13 protein-coding genes and 1 pseudogene are annotated in these 19,559 nt (G+C 67.1%); 13 read left to right on the forward strand and 1 reads right to left on the reverse strand.

The window, feature by feature from the left end; translation table 11 throughout:
• The 13 genes and pseudogenes from ACWPOC_RS24435 to ACWPOC_RS24495 all read left to right on the forward strand — a co-directional run.
• Positions 1-253, forward strand: a pseudogene (locus ACWPOC_RS24435) (ABC transporter ATP-binding protein); the annotation flags it as partial.
• Between the two features lie 67 nt (positions 254-320).
• Entirely contained in the window at positions 321-1,112 is a 792-nt protein-coding gene (locus ACWPOC_RS24440) for an MlaE family ABC transporter permease (RefSeq protein ID WP_006552286.1), read from the forward strand.
• A gap of 4 nt (positions 1,113-1,116) precedes the next feature.
• The gene (locus ACWPOC_RS24445; RefSeq protein ID WP_024101684.1) at positions 1,117-1,977 is read left to right on the forward strand and encodes an MlaE family ABC transporter permease; all 861 of its coding nucleotides are present in this window, start codon (positions 1,117-1,119) and stop codon (positions 1,975-1,977) included.
• The gene (locus tag ACWPOC_RS24450) at positions 1,974-3,347 is read left to right on the forward strand and encodes an MCE family protein (protein ID WP_159417763.1); all 1,374 of its coding nucleotides are present in this window, start codon (positions 1,974-1,976) and stop codon (positions 3,345-3,347) included. The genes ACWPOC_RS24445 and ACWPOC_RS24450 overlap by 4 nt, the downstream gene beginning before the upstream one ends.
• Positions 3,344-4,423, forward strand: coding sequence for an MCE family protein (locus tag ACWPOC_RS24455; protein ID WP_120280024.1), 1,080 nt, complete (start codon positions 3,344-3,346; stop codon positions 4,421-4,423). The genes ACWPOC_RS24450 and ACWPOC_RS24455 overlap by 4 nt, the downstream gene beginning before the upstream one ends.
• Entirely contained in the window at positions 4,420-5,418 is a 999-nt protein-coding gene (locus ACWPOC_RS24460; RefSeq protein ID WP_159417764.1) for an MCE family protein, read from the forward strand. Before ACWPOC_RS24455 ends, ACWPOC_RS24460 begins: the two co-directional genes overlap by 4 nt.
• The gene (locus ACWPOC_RS24465; RefSeq protein ID WP_120280023.1) at positions 5,418-6,668 is read left to right on the forward strand and encodes an MCE family protein; all 1,251 of its coding nucleotides are present in this window, start codon (positions 5,418-5,420) and stop codon (positions 6,666-6,668) included. The genes ACWPOC_RS24460 and ACWPOC_RS24465 overlap by 1 nt, the downstream gene beginning before the upstream one ends.
• A gap of 14 nt (positions 6,669-6,682) precedes the next feature.
• A complete protein-coding gene (locus tag ACWPOC_RS24470) occupies positions 6,683-8,032 on the forward strand; it encodes an MCE family protein (RefSeq protein WP_159419159.1) in 1,350 nt (449 codons plus the stop codon).
• Positions 8,029-9,276 carry an MCE family protein gene (locus tag ACWPOC_RS24475; RefSeq protein WP_120280021.1) on the forward strand — a complete coding sequence of 416 codons (1,248 nt, stop codon included), beginning with the start codon at positions 8,029-8,031 and terminating at the stop codon, positions 9,274-9,276. The genes ACWPOC_RS24470 and ACWPOC_RS24475 overlap by 4 nt, the downstream gene beginning before the upstream one ends.
• A gap of 140 nt (positions 9,277-9,416) precedes the next feature.
• Positions 9,417-10,061 (forward strand): hypothetical protein, encoded by a 645-nt coding sequence (locus ACWPOC_RS24480; RefSeq protein ID WP_455409462.1) that lies wholly within the window; start codon positions 9,417-9,419, stop codon positions 10,059-10,061.
• Between the two features lie 256 nt (positions 10,062-10,317).
• Positions 10,318-10,953 (forward strand): hypothetical protein, encoded by a 636-nt coding sequence (locus ACWPOC_RS24485; RefSeq protein WP_183070547.1) that lies wholly within the window; start codon positions 10,318-10,320, stop codon positions 10,951-10,953.
• Between the two features lie 389 nt (positions 10,954-11,342).
• Positions 11,343-14,849, forward strand: a complete 3,507-nt coding sequence (gene rpoB / locus ACWPOC_RS24490) for a DNA-directed RNA polymerase subunit beta (RefSeq protein WP_120280018.1) — start codon at positions 11,343-11,345, stop codon at positions 14,847-14,849.
• 115 nt (positions 14,850-14,964) lie between these two features.
• Positions 14,965-18,936 (forward strand): DNA-directed RNA polymerase subunit beta', encoded by a 3,972-nt coding sequence (locus tag ACWPOC_RS24495; RefSeq protein WP_120280017.1) that lies wholly within the window; start codon positions 14,965-14,967, stop codon positions 18,934-18,936.
• Positions 18,937-19,013: 77 nt separating this feature from the next.
• On the opposite strand, the gene ACWPOC_RS24500 is transcribed toward ACWPOC_RS24495, so the two are convergent.
• Entirely contained in the window at positions 19,014-19,508 is a 495-nt protein-coding gene (locus ACWPOC_RS24500) for a nuclear transport factor 2 family protein (protein WP_120280016.1), read from the reverse strand.
• Between the last annotated feature and the right edge of the window lie 51 nt (positions 19,509-19,559).

Genomic DNA, 19,559 nt, shown 5'->3' on the forward strand with positions numbered 1-19,559 from the left:
TGTCGATGATGTCGAGGGGATCGTGCCGCAGATGCAGGCCACGCCGGGGATGCCGGAGCGGCAGGCGGTGGCGCGTCGGCAGGAGCGGGTGCGCTCGATCCTGCACACTCTGCCCCCGGCCGCCCAGAGCGCCATCCTCGAGTCGCTCGATCACAACGGCGCTCCCCACACCGCCCGGGGCTACGCCGACGACGACACCCAGATCATTCCCGCCTACACCGGAGAGGGATACGAGCAGCAGGCTCAGCAGTAACAACAGCCGCAGCAGTGGTACAGCGTCAGTAGTGGTACAGCCGCAGGCTGGAGAAGTAGGAGACTAGATGGGGGCGGGCAGCTCGCTCGTGCGGCCGGTTCACGGCGCACTCACCCAGGCCGGCAACATCGTCGAACTGTTCGTCGACGTCGTGCGGAACACCTTCCGCCGACCGTTCCAGTTCCGGGAATTCATCGAACAGGCGTGGTTCATCGCGAGCGTCACGATTCTTCCGACGGCGCTCGTCGCGATCCCGTTCGGCGCCGTCGTGTCGCTGCAGACCGGCTCGCTGATCAAGCAGCTCGGCGCCGAATCGTTCACCGGCGCCGCGAGCGTCCTGGCGGTCATCCAGCAGGGCAGTCCGATCGTGACGGCCCTGCTGATCGCCGGTGCCGCCGGTTCCGCGGTCACCGCCGACCTCGGATCGCGGACGATCCGCGAGGAGATCGACGCGATGGAAGTGCTGGGCATCAATCCCATCCAGCGCCTCGTCGTCCCGCGAGTACTGGCGATGGTGCTCGTCGCGCTCCTGCTCAACGGTCTCGTCTCCGTGATCGGCATCGCCGGCGGCTACTTCTTCAACGTGGTGCTGCAGGGCGGTACCCCCGGCGCCTACCTCGCCTCCTTCTCCGCCCTCGCGCAGCTACCCGACCTCTACGTCGCCGAACTCAAGGCTGCGATCTTCGGGTTGATCGCCGGTGTCGTCGCGTCCTACAAGGGGCTGCACCCCGGTGCGGGCCCGAAGGGTGTGGGGGAGGCCGTGAACCAGACCGTCGTCATCACGTTCCTGCTGCTCTTCTTCGCGAACCTGATCCTGACGATGGTGTACCTGCAGATCGTTCCTGCGAAGGGATCCTGACCAGATGACAGTCTCCAGAGGCCGCGGAGATCTCGTTCTTCTCCGGGGTCGCCGAGCGGTGCGCGCACCGCTGAACGTGCTCGACCGCGCGGGGGACCAGATGTCCTTCTACGCGCGTGCCGTCGCGTGGACCCCGCGAACCCTCACCCACTACCGCAAGGAAGTCCTGCGGTTGCTCGCCGAGGTCACCTTCGGCAGCGGTGCACTCGCCGTGATCGGTGGCACCATCGGCGTCATCGCGATGATGTCCGGCTTCACCGGCGTCGTCGTGGGTCTGCAGGGTTACGCCGCGCTCGAGCAGCTCGGCTCGTCGGTGCTCACCGGCTTCCTCTCGGCCTACGTCAACACCCGTGAACTGGCCCCGATCGTCGCGGCGCTCGCGTTGTCGGCGACCGTGGGTTGTGGCTTCACAGCACAGCTCGGTGCCATGAGGATCAGCGAGGAGATCGACGCCCTCGAGGTGATGGCCGTGCCGTCGCTGCCGTTCCTGGTGACCTCCCGGATGATCGCCGGCTTCGTCGCCGTGATCCCGCTGTACATCATCGGTCTCCTCGCGGCCTATCTCGCGACCCGCACGATCAGCACGCTGTTCAACGGCCAGTCGAGCGGCTCGTACGATCACTACTTCTATCTGTTCCTCCCACCGGAGGACGTGTTGTATTCGTTCGCGAAAGTGCTGGTCTTCGCGTTCGTGGTCATCCTCATCCACTGCTACTACGGTTTCCACGCCAGCGGCGGTCCCGCCGGCGTCGGGGTGGCCGTGGGCCGCGCGGTGCGTACCGCGATCGTGACGATCGCGATCCTCGACTTCTTCCTCAGCCTCGCGATCTGGGGCACGACGACCACGGTGAGGGTGGCCGGATGAGCGACACGACCACTTCGCCCTTGCGTCGCCGCACCCTGGGACTGATCTTCTTCGTGGTGCTGGCGCTGTTCCTGTACGTCACGATCGCGATGTACAACAAGACGTTCACGAAGGTCGTGAAGGTCGACCTCCGCACCGACAGCATCGGCAACGCCCTGCCGCTCAACGCCGACGTCAAGGCACGCGGTGTGCTCGTCGGCGAGGTCCGCGGAACGAGCGCGGACGGCGGCGATGTCACCGCGCATCTCGCTCTCGACCCCGACAAGGCCGAACTGATCCCGGTCAACGCCACCGCACAGCTGCTGCCGAAGACCCTCTTCGGTGAGCGCTACGTCTCGCTGATCATCCCCGACGATCCGGGCCGTCCCGTCACGAACGGCGATGTGCTGGTGCAGGACACGAGCGAGCGCACCGTCGAACTCGGCGACGTGCTCGACGGGCTGCTCCCGCTCCTCGAGGCCGTCCCGCCGCAGGACCTCGCCAACACGCTCGGCGCCCTGGCCCAGGGGCTGAGCGGACGTGGCGAGAAGCTGGGGCAGACGGTCGACGACCTCGAACAGATCTTCCGCGAGGTGAACGTCGAACTGCCCACGCTGCAGGAGGATCTGCGCGGACTCGCCGACTTCTCGCAGACCTACTCCGAGGCCGCACCGGATCTCGTCGAGGCGCTGAACAATCTGCGCACGACGGGTGGCACGGTCGTCGAACAGCAGAACCAGATCCGCACGCTGCTCGCGAGCGCGACGGGAGCGTCGTCGCAGACGGCCGATTTCATCGAGCAGAACTCGAACTCGATCATCACGCTGTCCGCCGATTCGAAGGAGGCGCTGCAGCTGCTCGCCCGTTACTCGCCGTCCTTCCCGTGCACCTTCGAGGGATTCGCCGACGCGAAGCCGGCCGCCGTCGACCTGCTCGCGGCCGACGATCCGTTCCCGGGTGTGCGCGCGAACATCCAGTTCACCAACCCGAAGGGCCGCTACCTGCCGAACCAGGACGAGCCGCGTCTGCTCGACGATCGCGGACCGGCCTGCTACGGCGACGTGACCGCGCCCGGCCGCAACTTCCCGCAGTATCCGGGCGGTTCGGTCAACGACGGTTCGTATCAGGTGCCGTCGCGTAATCCCGGTCCCGAGACCATCGATTTCTTCCCTGCCCCGGCAGGATCCGGCGTCCCCGACGACGTCGGTGAGATCATCGGCACCTCGGACGGCGGCGCGACTCCCGTCTCGTACGCCGGCTCGCGTCTGGAACAGGACACGCTCGATGTGATCTACGGACAGGCCACCGGTGTCGACCCCGAGGAGGTCCCGTCCTGGACCACCCGGCTCGGCGCTCCGGCGATCCGCGGTACGGAGGTGAGCTTCCAGTGAGAGGTCTGGCAGCACCCCTGATCAAACTCATCGTGTTCGCCGTGGTCACCGTCATCGCGACGGGTGTCCTCGCCGCGACCATCGCCAGTGTCGGCGGTGGGGGAGGAACGAAGTTCCACGCGATCTTCTCCGACGTCACCTCGCTCAACAAGGGCGACGACATCCGTATCGCGGGTGTCCGCGTGGGGCAGGTCGAGGAGATCTCCGTCTTCGACGAACGGCAGGCGCGGGTCACCTTCTCGCTCGAGGAACGCGACTGGCTCCCGGCCGGTGCCACCGCGACCATCCGGTTCCGCAATCTCGTCGGCCAGCGCTACATCGCGCTCGGTCAGGGTGAGGGCGCCCAGGGCGAGAAGATCACGGGTGGCGACACGATCCCGATCGAGCGCACGAAGCCGGCGGTGAATCTCACGACGCTCTTCGACGGCTTCCGGCCGTTGTTCCAGACGCTGAGCGCCGACGACGTCAACAAGCTCTCGTTCCAGATCATCCAGGTCTTCCAGGGGGAGGCCGGAACGATCGACGATCTGGTGCGCAGCACCGCGTCGCTGACCAACACCATCGCCGACAAGGATCGCGTGATCGGTGCGGTGATCGACAACCTCAACACCGTCCTGGCCACGATCGACCAGCGCGACGAGCAGCTCGATTCGCTGCTGGTCAACACGCAGGCACTCGTCAGCGGGTTGTCGGCCGACCGGGCGACCGTCGGTTCGGCGGTGGCGTCGATGGCGGGGCTGACCGACGCGGTCTCCGACGTCCTCGAGCCCACCCGCCCGTCGATCGCGCAGTCGATCACAGCGCTCGAACAGGTCACCTCGAATCTCAACGCGAACCGCGACGAGGTCGACCGCGTCCTCGAGACGTTGCCGGTCAAGCTCGACAAGCTCGGGCGCGTGGCCAGCTACGGTTCGTGGTTCCAGTTCTACCTGTGCGGTATCGACATCGTCGCAGGTCCCGGTTCGGTCCCGTATCTGAATCTGCCGACGGGGCTGCCCACCGTGAACCAACCCATCTACACGAATGCGGCGAAGCGTTGCTCGCAGGAGGGGATGCAGGAGTTGCAGGGACGATGAGCAAACGTCGCAGTCCGGCCGCCGCCGGTGCCCTGGGCATCGTCGTGGTGCTGCTGGGGACACTGTCCGCCTTCTTCCTCGACGAACTGCCCATCATCGGGGCGGGCGCGACCTACAAGGCCGAGTTCAGCGAGGCCGCAGGTCTCAAACCCACCAACGAGGTGCGTATCGCCGGCGTGAAGGTCGGCAAGGTCACCGGGGTCGACCTCGATGGCGATCGCGTGATCGTCTCGTTCAAGGTCCAGGACGCCTGGGTCGGGAACGACACGGCGGCCTCCATCCAGATCAAGACGATCCTCGGGCAGAAGTATCTGGCACTCGAGCCGCGGGGTACGGAGGTGCTCGACCCGGACGACCGGATCCCGCTCGACCGGACGGTCGCGCCGTACGACGTGATCGAGGCGTTCTCGTCTGCGGCCACGACCCTCGGCGAGATCGATTCCGAGCAGCTCGCGACCGGCTTCCAGACCCTGTCGGAGGCTTTCTCGGAGACACCCGACGACATCCGGGCCTCGCTCGACGGCATCAGTCGCCTGTCCGAGACCGTCGCGAGTCGTGACCAGGAGCTGAAGAAACTCCTCGACGCGACCGGCAACGTATCGAAGGTGCTCGCCGACCGCAACGCCGAGTTCAACCGGTTGCTCTCCGACGGTGCGCTGCTCGTCGCGGAACTGAACAACCGGCAGGAGGCGATCTCCCAGTTGCTCGACGGCACCAAGCGGTTGTCGGCGGAGCTCTCCGGGCTCGTCGAGGAGAACCGCGAGACCATCGGTCCCGCCCTGCAGCAGTTGCGCGGCGTCGTCGACGTCCTCCAGGAGAACAACGACAACCTCGATCGGGCCATGGAGCTGTACGAGCCGTTCGTGCGTGTCTACACCAACGTCGTCGGCAACGGCCGGTGGTTCGACCAGGTCGTCGTGAACCTGACCCCGCCGGGCCTGCCGGAGATCCCCGGTTACCGCGAACCCGGTCGCCGCCTGGAAGGGGGCAACTGATGGCACACGCCGAGAACGGCGAGTCCCGCAGCAATCGCGGGCGCATCGCGCTGATCGCGGCCGTCGTGGCGGTCGCGGTGGCCCTGGCCGGAGTGGGCTGGTGGTTGTTCACCCGACTGGGCACCACCGAGATCACCGCCTACTTCGACAAGGCCGTCGGCATCTACGAGGGTTCCGACGTGCGGGTGCTCGGCGTCGAGGTGGGGAAGGTTACCTCCGTCGAACCGCAGGGCGACCTGGTCAAGGTCGGTCTGCGGGTGAACCGCGGCGTCGACATTCCTGCCGACGCCCGCGCCGTGCAGATCACCCCCTCGGTCGTCGCCGATCGTTACGTGCAGCTCACCCCCGCCTACACCGGTGGCGACACGATGAGCAGCGGTGCGGTGATCGACCGCGAGCGCACCGCCACCCCGGTGGAGGTCGACGAGCTCTACGCGAGCATCGACGAACTCTCCCGCGCGCTCGGTCCCGACGGCGCGAACCGCGAGGGCGCGCTGACCGATTTCGTCGAGGTCGGTGCGGAGAACCTCGCCGGCAACGGTGAGGCCCTCGGGCAGAGCATCGAGAACCTGTCGGCCGCCGCGCGCACGCTCGACCAGTCGCGCGACGACCTCTACGGCACGATCGAGAATCTGCAGCTGTTCGTCAGTGCTCTCGCGGCCAACGACGAGCAGGTGCGCCAGTTCAACGCGCAACTGTCGGACCTGTCGGGATTCCTGGCGGGGGAGCGGCAGAACCTCGGTGAGGCGCTGAACACGCTGTCGGTCACGCTCGGCGACGTCGCGACGTTCGTGCGCGACAACCAGGCGGCGGTGAAGGACAACGTCGACGCACTCGTGCCGATCACGGAGACGCTGGCGAACCGCCGGCAGGAACTCGTGGATTCGCTGACGCTGCTCCCGCTCGCGGTGAGCAACCTCGTCAACTCGTACGACGCCGAAGCGGGTGTGCTTGCATCGCGGCTCGTGCTGCCCGACCTGCAGGATCCTGCGGGAGCAGTGTGCAAGCTCATCGATCTCGGCAATCTCGTGCCCGGCGACGAGCGTTTCGAGCAGCTCGGCCGGCAGATGCAGCCGCTGATCGACCGGTGCCGCGATGTCGCCACGCAGATCACCGAGGACCAGCGGTCCCCGGATCTGATCCTGCCGTTCGGTGTCCTGAGCGGCGAGAACATCCAGCGGCAGGTCACTCCGGGCACGGTGCCCGGCGTGGTCTCGCCCCGGCTCGACCTCCAGGGAGGAGATCGGTGAGCGGCGCGAAGAGGATGGGCCGCACAGGTGTCTTCGGAGCGGCCGCGTGCGTGGTCGCGGTGACGGTCACGGGGTGCGGAGGTCTGTCCGACGTCCCGTTGCCCGGCGGCGCCGATGTGGGTAGCGATCCGATCCGTCTGTCCATCCAGTTCGACGACGTGCTCGACCTGGTTCCGCAGTCGAGCGTGAAGGTCGACGGTGTGCCGGTCGGGCGCGTCGAATCGATTTCGGTCGCATCCGATTTCGGATGGACCGCCGACGTCGGCATCGTGCTCGACTCGAGTGTCGACCTGCCGGCGAACGCGCTCGCGAGCGTCGAACAGTCGAGTCTGCTCGGTGAGAAGTTCGTGCAGCTCACGCCTCCGGAGGACGAGCCCCCGACTGGTCGGCTCGCCGACGGCGACGTGATCCCGCTCGACCGCACCCGGCACGCCACCGAACTCGAACCGGTGCTCGGCGCGCTGTCGCTGCTGCTCAACGGTGGCGGTGTCGGCCAGCTCGCGCCGATCGTCAGCGAGTTGTCGACGGCCTTCGACGGCCGCGAGGGAACCACGCGCAGCCTCATCGAGCAGGCCGAGACCCTGATCACCGGTCTCGAACAGCAACGCGACGACATCACCCGGGCGCTCGACGGACTCGACGAGCTCACGGTGCGGGTCGCGGAGCAGAACGACAAGATCGCCGCCGTGCTCGACGAACTGCCGGTCGCAACCGAGGTGCTCGAGCAGCAGCGGCCGCAGCTGACGCAGCTGCTCGGCCAGCTCGACCGGCTCGGCACCGCAGGTGTCGACGTCCTCGATCAGTCCAAGGAGGATCTGATCGCCGACCTCCTGGCGCTGCGCCCGACCCTCCAGGCACTCGCGGCGTCGGGCGACGACCTCGTCGAGGCGCTCGCCTTCGTGCCCACGGTGCCGTTCCCGGACGGTGTCGAAAAGGTCGCGCTGGGCAACTCGGTGAACCTCTTCCTCGTCGTCGACCTGCAGATCGGCAACGCGCTGGCCGCGCTCGGTGTGGGTCAGGGCGACCCGGTCTACCGCCAGCCGAAGTTCGGCAATCCGAAGCCGCTCGTCGACCCGTCCAACCCGTACTACGACGGGAACGGACCTGCCCCGGGCTGGCCCACCGTGTCGTTGCTGCCGGTGCTTCCCACTCCGCGTCTGCCCGGTGTGACCCTGCCCGAAGGGGTGACGCTGCCCGAAGGGGTGTCGCTGCCCGACGGCATCGAGATCCCGGGGGTCACCGAGGCCGGCGCGGACACGGACACGGACACCGGCACCGGCACCGGCACCGAGGGCGACGATGCCCCGCCGCCGGGGCCGCTGGAAGGTTTGCTGAATCAGCTCGGACTCGGGGGTGGGCAGTGAGATCGCGCCTTGTGAAAGTGCAGCTCGCGCTGTTCGTGGTCATCGCGCTGCTCGGCATCGTGTTCGTCGGTGCCCGGTATGTGCGGCTCGACAACCTCATGGGCTTCGGCCAGTACACCGTCGACGCGCGGTTCCCCACCGGCGGCGGCATCTTCCCGAACGCCGAGGTCACCTACCGCGGTGTGCCGGTGGGCCGCGTCGGGCCGATGACCCTCACGGACGACGGCATCAATGTCGAGTTGCGCCTCGACAACGGTGGCCCGCAGATCCCGGCGTCGGCGCGACCGGTCGTGGCGAACCGGTCGGCGATCGGTGAGCAGTACGTCGATCTGCAGCCACCGAACGACGAGGGTCCCTATCTCGAACAGGGCTCCGTCATCGAGGGCACCGAGGACGATCTGCCCACGCCGGTCGAAGACCTGCTGTTGAGCACGAACGACCTCGTGTACTCGGTTCCGCTCGAGCCGCTGCGCACCGTCGTCACCGAGCTCGGCGCGGCCTTCGACGGCCGCGGCGACGACCTGCAGGTGCTCGTCGACGCGCTCGCCGGTCTCAGCGAGAAGGGCACCGAATACCTGCCGCAGACCGTCACGCTCATCCGCGACAGCCTCACGGTGCTCGACACGCAGTCCGACCAGTCGTCGGCGATCCAGCAGTTCAGCTCGGATCTGGATCTGGTGACCGCGCAGCTTCGCGACAGCGACCCCGATCTGCGGCGCCTGATCGACACCGGCACCGATGCGAGCGACCAGCTCTCCCAGCTGATCGAGGGCTCCGGCCCGGGCCTGACCACCGATCTCGCCAATCTCGCGGCGGTGGCGGAAGCGGCAGCCCCGCAGTCGATCGCTCTGCAGCCGCTGCTGGCCTTCCTTCCCGCCGTCGCGGGCAGTGCGAGTACGGTCGCTCCGGGCGACGGCGCGGTGCGTCAGGGCATCGTGCTCGAGACCAACAATCCGCCTTCGTGCACCATCGGGTACGAGGGGACGCAGGAGATCCTCGCGCAGATGCGCGCGCAGGATCCGAACTTCGACGAGACCCAGCAGGACTTCCCGTTCAACACGAACGCCTCGTGCGAGGTGCCGCAGGGCAGTGTCACCGGCGTGCGCAGCGCGAACCGCATCGTCTTCGCCGATCCGAACACGATCCAGCCCTGGGATTTCAAGCCGAAGAAGGACCCCGACAAGCTCAACCTGAATCCGATCGCAACGCAGCTCGCGCCGTTGCTCGGAGTCACCCCGAAGTGAGCAGTTAGTAGGTTTGTGGAGTGAGTGCACCAATTTCCTCCGACGCTCCGCCCACCCCACCTCCCTCCGCAGACGGCAACTCGTCCGCGGACGGTCGGGGACCGGGCGGGGCACGCAGGGCGGCCCTCGCCGTCGTCTCGGTGCTCGCCGTCGTCGCCCTCGCGGCGGCGGTGTGGTTCGGCTACGGCTGGGGGCGTGCGCTCCTGGTGGACCGCTCGGCTGCCGAGGCGCGCGACGCCGCGCTCTCGGGAGCCATGCAGGCGGCCGTCAACCTGAACAGCGTCGACGCGAACGACGTCGACCTGTCGATCGAGAACATGCGATCGTCGATCACCGGCGACGCCCTGCGCAACGATCTCGCGGCGACCGAGGAGGACATCCGGGCCCGGGTCGCGGAGACCGGCACCAGCATGTCGGCCGAGGTGCTGTTCGGAACGCTCACCGAACTCAACACCGACGACGATCTGGGCAAGGCGCTCGTCGTCCTGGCCGTGCGCACCCAGACCCCCGAGTACTTCGTGACCAACAAGGTCCCGGTGCTCGTGTCGCTGCGCAAGGACGGCGACGTGTGGAAGGCCGAGACCATCGAACCGCTCGCCTCCGTCGAGATGGAGTCGGGACCGGTCCCCGGTGCGCCGGCCTCCGATCCCGGCGCGCAGCCCGCGCCCGGAGATTCCGGGGCGCCCGAGCCGGGAGATTCCGGGGCGCCCGAGCCGGGAGATACCGGGGCGCCCGCGCCGGGAGATACCGGGGCGCCCGCGCCCGAGGGCGAGGCGGGTCCGTGATGTTCGGCAAGTCGACGAAGGAGAACGTGTAGTGCCCCCGCAGCGACGGAAGACCGGCCCCAGTGGGCCCCCGCGCCGTCGGCCGAAGGTCGCCGGCACGTCCCGACCGCCTCGGATGACCCCGGCAGAGGACGAACGCCCGACCCGGGCAGAGGACGAACGCCCGACCCGGGCAGGGGACGAACGCCCGACCCGGGCAGGGGAAAAGCCTGCCGAGGAAACTTCTGCCGAGCAGTCGCAGTCGCGACCCTCCGAGGTGACGCTCGACAAGCAGGACGAGAAGCAGGAGAAGCCGGCCCCGGCGGCCGGCGACGGAACTCCCGCAGAGCACCCGACGGAGTCTCCGGCCGAGCCGGTGGATCCGCCCGAGCCTCCCGCCGGTGACGACGGCGGGTCGCGCGCCTCCGGTGGATGGCGCCCGGTGATCGTCGTCGGTGCGGTGGCGGTGGTGCTCGCGGTGATCGCCGCGGTCGCCGCCTTCCGTCCCGGCGCCGAGGTCTCGAACGTCGCGTGGGTCGATACCGCTGAGACGCGCGAGGTCACCGAGGCCGCGAAGGTCGCGATCGAGACCATGCACGGCTACGACTACCGCACCATCGACGAGGACTTCGGCCGGATCCGGGAGTTGCTGACCCCGGAGCGGCTCGAGGAGTTCGACTCGACCGCGGACGTCACCAAGAAGGCCGCGGTCGACACCCGCACGGTCACCGAGGTGATGGTCGAGCACATCGGCGCGACGATGCTCGACGACACCCGCGCCGAGGTCGCCGCCTACATCAACGTCAGCGCCACCGGCGACGGGATCGCCCAGGGGAGCGCGGCCGCACCGCTGCTGGTAAGGATGGAGAAGTCGGACGGACGATGGCTGGTCTCGGAGATCCGCGACCGGTGACGACGGCTGCGGATCGCCCCCTCACCGGGAGCGTCCGCGGCCGCGACGCGCAGATCGTTCCGGACTCGCAGTCTTGACGCAGGCGACGCGAGGGGTCACTCTATCGGTACGCCTGTTCGACTGAAGGCTTCCTCGTGAGCCGCTCGAGGTCGTTTGCCAGGTTTCTTTGAGGCACCCCTGTGGACATTTCGCCTACTCAGGTGTAGGTTAGTTCTTTGCGCTGGCTGCCTCCTGTTCACCTTCTGATCGTCGAGTCGGAATTCGCCCTTTCGGGCGAGACCGTTTCGGTGCGTCGGTGGGGTTCTCGTTCGGGTTGCGACCAGCGAAAACGCCCCACATGAAGAAGCAGGTACAGCGGCGGTCGCACCGGTTGGAGCGGCCCGCGTGAGGTGCTGGAAGGACGCATCTTGGCAGTCTCTAGCCAGACCAAGGCAGTAGCCGGAATCCCCGGAGCCCCGACGAGGGTGTCGTTCGCGAAGATTCGCGAACCCCTCGAAGTTCCCGGGCTCCTCGATCTACAGACCGATTCCTTCGAATGGTTGATCGGCTCGGAGCGCTGGCGCGCGAAGGCTGCCGAGCGCGGCGACGGTCACGTCGTCGGTGGCCTGGAGGAGATCCTCGACGAGCTCTCGCCGATCGAGGATTTCTCGGGTTCGATGTCCCTGTCCTTCTCCGATCCTCGTTTCGACGAGGTCAAGGCCTCCGTCGAGGAGTGCAAGGACAAGGACATGACGTACGCGGCTCCGCTGTTCGTCACTGCCGAGTTCATCAACAACAACACCGGCGAGATCAAGAGCCAGACGGTCTTCATGGGTGATTTCCCGATGATGACCGACAAGGGCACCTTCATCATCAACGGCACCGAGCGTGTCGTGGTGTCTCAGCTCGTCCGTTCGCCGGGCGTGTACTTCGACAAGAATGTCGACAAGAGCACCGAGAAGGACCTGCACAGCGTCAAGGTCATCCCGGGCCGCGGTGCCTGGCTCGAGTTCGACGTCGACAAGCGCGACACCGTCGGTGTGCGTATCGACCGCAAGCGCCGTCAGCCGGTCACCGTGCTGCTCAAGGCGCTGGGATGGTCCACCGAGCAGATCGTCGAGCGTTTCGGGTTCTCCGAGATCATGATGTCGACGCTCGAGAAGGACAACACGGCGGGCACCGACGAGGCGCTCCTCGACATCTACCGCAAGCTCCGTCCGGGCGAGCCGCCGACCAAGGAGAGCGCGCAGACCCTGCTGGAGAACCTCTTCTTCAAGGACAAGCGCTACGACCTGGCGCGCGTGGGTCGTTACAAGATCAACAAGAAGCTCGGCCTGAACACGGGTCAGCCGATCGAGGCGTCCACCCTCACCGAGGAAGACATCGTCGCCACGATCGAGTACCTCGTGCGTCTGCACGCGGGCGAGAACAAGATGACCGTCCCCGGCGGCGTCGAGGTTCCCGTCGAGGTCGACGACATCGACCACTTCGGCAACCGTCGTCTGCGCACGGTCGGTGAGCTCATCCAGAACCAGATCCGCGTGGGCCTGTCCCGCATGGAGCGCGTGGTCCGTGAGCGCATGACCACCCAGGACGTCGAGGCGATCACGCCGCAGACCCTGATCAACATCCGTCCGGTCGTGGCCGCGATCAAGGAGTTCTTCGGAACCTCCCAGCTGTCGCAGTTCATGGACCAGAACAACCCGCTGTCGGGCCTGACGCACAAGCGTCGTCTGTCGGCGCTGGGCCCCGGCGGTCTGTCGCGTGAGCGCGCCGGCCTCGAGGTCCGCGACGTCCACCCGTCGCACTACGGCCGCATGTGCCCGATCGAGACCCCGGAAGGCCCGAACATCGGCCTGATCGGTTCGCTGTCGGTGTACGCGCGGGTCAACCCGTTCGGCTTCATCGAGACGCCCTACCGCAAGGTCGTCGACGGTGTCGTCACCGACGAGGTCGAGTACCTCACGGCCGACGAGGAGGACCGCTACCTCATCGCGCAGGCCAACTCGCCGATCGGTTCCGACAACCGCTTCTCGGACGAGCGTGTCCTCGTCCGTAAGAAGGGCGCGGAGATCGAGTACGTCGGCGCCGACCAGGTCGAGTACATGGACGTCTCGCCGCGCCAGATGGTGTCGGTCGCGACCGCGATGATCCCGTTCCTCGAGCACGACGACGCCAACCGTGCCCTCATGGGCGCGAACATGCAGCGTCAGGCCGTCCCGCTGGTGCGTAGCGAGTCGCCGATCGTCGGTACCGGCATGGAGCTGCGTGCCGCCGTCGACGCCGGCGACGTCATCGTCACCGAGAAGAGCGGCGTGATCGAAGAGGTCTCCGCCGACTTCATCACCGTCATGGCCGACGACGGAACCCGCAAGACCTACCGTCTGCGCAAGTTCGACCGTTCGAACCAGGGCACCTGCTCGAACCAGCGTCCGATCGTGGACGAGGGACAGCGCGTCGAGTCCGGCCAGGTCCTCGCCGACGGCCCCTGCACCGAGAACGGTGAGATGGCGCTCGGCAAGAACCTGCTCGTGGCGATCATGCCGTGGGAGGGCCACAACTACGAGGACGCGATCATCCTGTCGCAGCGCCTCGTGGAGGAGGACGTGCTCACCTCGATCCACATCGAGGAGCACGAGATCGACGCCCGCGACACCAAGCTCGGTGCCGAGGAGATCACCCGCGACATCCCGAACGTCTCCGACGAGGTCCTCGCCGACCTCGACGAGCGTGGCATCGTCCGCATCGGTGCCGAGGTCCGCGACGGCGACATCCTCGTCGGCAAGGTCACGCCGAAGGGCGAGACCGAGCTGACCCCCGAGGAGCGCCTGCTCCGCGCGATCTTCGGTGAGAAGGCGCGCGAGGTCCGCGACACCTCGCTGAAGGTGCCCCACGGTGAGAACGGCAAGGTCATCGGTGTTCGCGTGTTCTCGCGCGAGGACGACGACGATCTGCCTCCGGGTGTCAACGAGCTCGTCCGCGTGTACGTGGCGCAGAAGCGCAAGATCCAGGACGGCGACAAGCTCGCCGGCCGCCACGGCAACAAGGGCGTCATCGGCAAGATCCTCCCGCAGGAGGACATGCCGTTCCTGCCCGACGGCACCCCGGTCGACATCATCCTGAACACCCACGGTGTTCCGCGTCGTATGAACATCGGCCAGGTCCTCGAGACGCACCTGGGCTGGATCGGCAAGGCCGGCTGGCAGATCCAGGTGGCCGACGACGGCAGCCGTCCCGAGTGGGCACAGAACCTCTCCGAGGAGATGCTCGCCGCCGAGCCCGACACCAACATCGCCACGCCGGTGTTCGACGGTGCCCGCGAGGAGGAGCTGACGGGTCTGCTGTCCTCGACGCTGCCGAACCGCGACGGCGAGGTCATGGTCGGCCCCGACGGCAAGGCGACGCTGTTCGACGGTCGCTCCGGCGAGCCGTTCCCGTACCCGGTGTCGGTCGGCTACATGTACATCATCAAGCTGCACCACCTGGTCGACGACAAGATCCACGCGCGTTCGACCGGTCCGTACTCGATGATCACGCAGCAGCCGCTCGGTGGTAAGGCGCAGTTCGGTGGTCAGCGCTTCGGTGAGATGGAGTGCTGGGCGATGCAGGCCTACGGCGCCGCCTACACCCTCCAGGAGCTGCTCACGATCAAGTCCGACGACGTGGTCGGTCGCGTCAAGGTCTACGAGGCGATCGTCAAGGGCGAGAACATCCCCGAGCCGGGTATCCCCGAGTCGTTCAAGGTGCTCCTCAAGGAACTCCAGTCGCTGTGCCTGAACGTGGAGGTCCTCTCCAGCGACGGCGCGGCCATCGCGATGGCCGACGGCGACGACGAGGACCTCGAGCGGGCGGCCGCCAACCTGGGCATCAACCTTTCCCGCAACGAGTCGGCCACGGTCGACGACCTCGCGAACTAGGAGCCGAGCCGATGCGGTACGCACCCCGACACCACCGGGCGCGTACCGCGTCGGGCCCCGGCAGCGATAGCGACAACTAGCAGCAATACAACCCGCACAGGGGAAAGGAAGTTACGTGCTCGACGTCAACTTCTTCGATGAACTCCGGATCGGCCTGGCCACCGCCGAGGACATCCGTAACTGGTCGTACGGCGAGGTCAAGAAGCCCGAGACCATCAACTACCGCACGCTCAAGCCCGAGAAGGACGGCTTGTTCTGCGAGAAGATCTTCGGTCCCACCCGGGACTGGGAGTGCTACTGCGGCAAGTACAAGCGTGTCCGCTTCAAGGGCATCATCTGCGAGCGCTGCGGCGTCGAGGTGACCCGCGCCAAGGTCCGCCGTGAGCGCATGGGCCACATCGAGCTCGCCGCTCCGGTGACGCACATCTGGTACTTCAAGGGTGTGCCGAGCCGTCTCGGCTACCTGCTCGACCTCGCGCCGAAGGATCTCGAGAAGATCATCTACTTCGCCGCGTACGTCATCACGTCGGTCGACGACGAGCTGCGCCACAACGAGCTCTCCACTCTCGAAGCCGAGATGGAGGTCGAGAAGAAGTCGGTCGCCGACCAGCGCGACGCCGACCTCGAGGCCCGTGCGCAGAAGCTCGAAGCCGACCTCGCCGAACTCGAGGCCGAGGGCGCCAAGTCCGACGTCCGCCGCAAGGTCAAGGACGGCGGCGAGCGCGAGATGCGTCAGCTCCGCGACCGTGCGCAGCGCGAGCTCGACCGTCTCGACGAGATCTGGACGACCTTCACGAAGCTGAAGCCGAAGGATCTGATCGTCGACGAGATGATCTACCGCGAGCTCCAGGACCGCTACGGCGAGTACTTCACCGGTGCCATGGGTGCCGAGGCGATCCAGAAGCTCATCGAGAACTTCGACATCGACGCCGAGGCCGAGTCGCTGCGCGAGACCATCCGCAGCGGCAAGGGCCAGAAGAAGCTCCGTGCTCTCAAGCGCCTGAAGGTCGTGGCGGCGTTCCAGCAGTCCGGCAACTCGCCCATGGGCATGGTGCTCGACGCCGTGCCGGTGATCCCGCCGGAACTGCGTCCGATGGTGCAGCTCGACGGTGGCCGCTTCGCGACCTCCGACCTCAACGACCTGTACCGCCGCGTCATCAACCGCAACAACCGCCTCAAGCGACTGATCGACCTCGGTGCCCCCGAGATCATCGTCAACAACGAGAAGCGGATGCTGCAGGAGTCGGTCGACGCCCTGTTCGACAACGGCCGTCGTGGTCGGCCGGTCACCGGTCCCGGTAACCGTCCGCTCAAGTCGCTGTCCGATCTGCTCAAGGGCAAGCAGGGTCGCTTCCGTCAGAACCTGCTCGGTAAGCGCGTCGACTACTCGGGCCGTTCGGTCATCGTCGTCGGTCCGCAGCTCAAGCTGCACCAGTGCGGTCTGCCGAAGCTCATGGCGCTCGAGCTGTTCAAGCCGTTCGTGATGAAGCGTCTCGTCGACCTCAACCACGCGCAGAACATCAAGTCCGCCAAGCGCATGGTCGAGCGTCAGCGCCCGCAGGTGTGGGACGTCCTCGAAGAGGTCATCAACGAGCACCCGGTTCTGCTGAACCGTGCTCCCACGCTGCACCGCCTCGGTATCCAGGCGTTCGAGCCGCAGCTCGTCGAGGGCAAGGCCATCCAGCTGCACCCCCTCGTGTGTGAGGCCTTCAACGCCGACTTCGACGGCGACCAGATGGCCGTGCACCTCCCGCTGTCCGCGGAGGCGCAGGCCGAGGCCCGCATCCTGATGCTGTCGTCGAACAACATCCTGTCGCCGGCATCGGGCCGCCCGCTCGCCATGCCGCGTCTGGACATGGTGACGGGTCTGTTCCACCTGACCCGTCTGGTCGAGGACGCCCCCGGCGCCTACAAGGCCGCGACCGCCGACGAGCCCGAGCAGGGCGTCTACTCGTCGCCGGCCGAGGCCCAGATGGCGGTCGACCGCGGCGTGCTGTCGGTTCAGGCTCCGATCAAGGTGCGCCTGACCCAGCTGCGTCCGCCGCGCGACGTCGAGAACGAGCTGTTCCCGGAGGGCTGGAAGTTCGGTCAGCCGTGGACCACGCAGACCACTCTCGGTCGCGTGCTGTTCAACGAGCTGCTGCCGGCGAACTACGCGTTCGTCAACGACATCATGCCGAAGAAGCGCCAGGCCGCGATCATCAACGACCTGGCCGAGCGGTACCCGATGATCGTCGTCGCGCAGACCGTCGACAAGCTCAAGGACGCCGGCTTCTACTGGGCCACGCGTTCGGGTGTCACCATCTCGATGGCGGACGTGCTCGTTCCGCCGGAGAAGAAGGACATCCTCGAGCGGTACGAGACGCAGGCCGACGCCATCCAGCGGCAGTACGACCGAGGAAAGCTCTCGGAGGACGAGCGTCGCGATTCGCTCGTCAAGCTGTGGCAGGAAGCGACCGAAGAGGTCGGTCAGGTCATGGAGGCGCACTACCCGGACGACAACCCGATCCCCACGATCGTCAAGTCCGGTGCTGCGGGCAACATGACCCAGATCCGATCGCTCGCGGGCATGAAGGGTCTGGTGACGAACCCGAAGGGCGAGTTCATCCCGCGCCCGATCAAGTCCTCCTTCCGTGAGGGCCTGACCGTCGCCGAGTACTTCATCAACACGCACGGCGCGCGTAAGGGTCTGGCCGACACCGCTCTCCGTACCGCCGACTCGGGTTACCTGACCCGTCGTCTGGTCGACGTCTCGCAGGACGTCATCGTCCGCGAGGTCGACTGCGGCACGCCGCGCGGCATCGAGATGACCATCGCCGAGCTCGCACGCGACGCGACCGGTCAGCCGACCGGTGAGCTCGTGCGCGACGCTCACATCGAGACCAGCACCTACGCCCGTACGCTGGCGACGGACGCGGTCGACGCGAACGGCAACGTCGTCGTCGAGCGTGGTTCCGACCTGGGCGACCCGGCGATCGAGGCGCTGCTCGAGGCCGGTATCCAGAAGGTCAAGGTCCGCTCGGTCCTGACCTGCGACACCGGCACCGGCGTGTGCGCGACCTGCTACGGCCGCTCGATGGCGACGGGCAAGCTCGTCGACATCGGCGAGGCCGTCGGTATCGTCGCCGCCCAGTCGATCGGTGAGCCCGGTACGCAGCTGACGATGCGTACCTTCCACCAGGGTGGCGTCGGTGAGGACATCACCGGTGGTCTGCCCCGCGTCCAGGAGCTGTTCGAGGCCCGCGTCCCCAAGGGCAAGGCCCCGATCGCCGACGTCTCCGGCCGCATCCGTCTCGAGGACGACGATCGTTTCTACAAGATCACGATCATCCCCGACGACGGTGGCGAGGAGGTCGTGTACGACAAGCTGTCCAAGCGTCAGCGTCTGCACGTCATCCGCAAGGCCGACGGCACCGAGGGCGTGCTCGCGGACGGCGACCACGTGGAGGTCGGTCAGCAGCTCCTCGAGGGCTCTGCCGATCCGCACGAGGTGCTGCGCGTGATGGGCCCGCGTCAGGTTCAGGTCCACCTGGTCCACGAGGTCCAGGAGGTCTACCGGAGCCAGGGCGTGTCGATCCACGACAAGCACATCGAGGTCATCGTGCGCCAGATGCTGCGTCGCGTGACGATCATCGACTCGGGCTCGACGGAGTTCCTGCCCGGTTCGCTCGTCGAGCGCAGCGAGTTCGAGGCTGCGAACCGTCGTGTGGTCCAGGAGGGTGGCGAGCCGGCTGCCGGCCGTCCGGTCCTCATGGGCATCACGAAGGCGTCGCTGGCCACCGACTCGTGGCTGTCGGCGGCGTCCTTCCAGGAGACCACTCGCGTGCTCACCGACGCGGCGATCAACTGCCGCTCGGACAAGCTGATCGGTCTCAAGGAGAACGTGATCATCGGCAAGCTGATCCCCGCCGGTACCGGTATCAACAAGTACCGGAACATCGAGGTCCAGCCGACCGAGGAGGCCCGCGCGGCCGCGTACGCCATCCCGGCGTACGACGACCAGTACTACTCGCCGGACGGCTTCGGCCAGAACACCGGCGCTGCAGTGCCGCTGGATGACTACGGTTACTCCAACGACTACCGGTAGTTCGCTGCCGTAGTAGACGACGAAGGTCCCGCCCTCTTCTCTTCGGGGGCGGGGCCTTCGTCATGTGTGGGGGGCCGTCATTGCTTCGGTGCGAGCATCTCCCGGTGGGCGGGGGTGCCGTCGAGGTTGGCATTGATGCGTTCGGCGGTCCGCCATCCCTCGGGGGTGCGGACCCAGCGCCAGGTGTTGGCGGAGACTCGCGCGACCCGGAAGAGGTCGTTCTCGGCGTCCCACCGGATGTTGAGCGCGTAGCTTCTGCCGGTCGCCTCGTCGCCGTCGATCTCGATGTGCGGAACCGTCAGAACGTGCCCGCATCCGTTCTCGATCAGGCTGCCGTGGCCGGGTCCGTGCACCATGGCGGCGATCTCGGCGCGACCCTCCATCCGTCGTTGGGGGACGGCGTCGAAGAGTCCGTCCTCGGTCCACAGCGCGGCAGCGGCGTCGCCGGAACCGCTGTCGACGGCGGGTCCGTACTGGGCGACGAGCTGCATGATCTCGATCCGGTCCTCGAGCAGGCGGACACGTTCGGTCAGCTGTTCGACGGTCGCGGCGAGTCGTTCGACATCGGTCACGGCATCTCCTGATGATTTGGAAAGGTCATTCTCATGCAGGAGAATGTCATA

The sequence above is a fragment of the Rhodococcus sp. 5G237 genome (assembly GCF_053764735.1).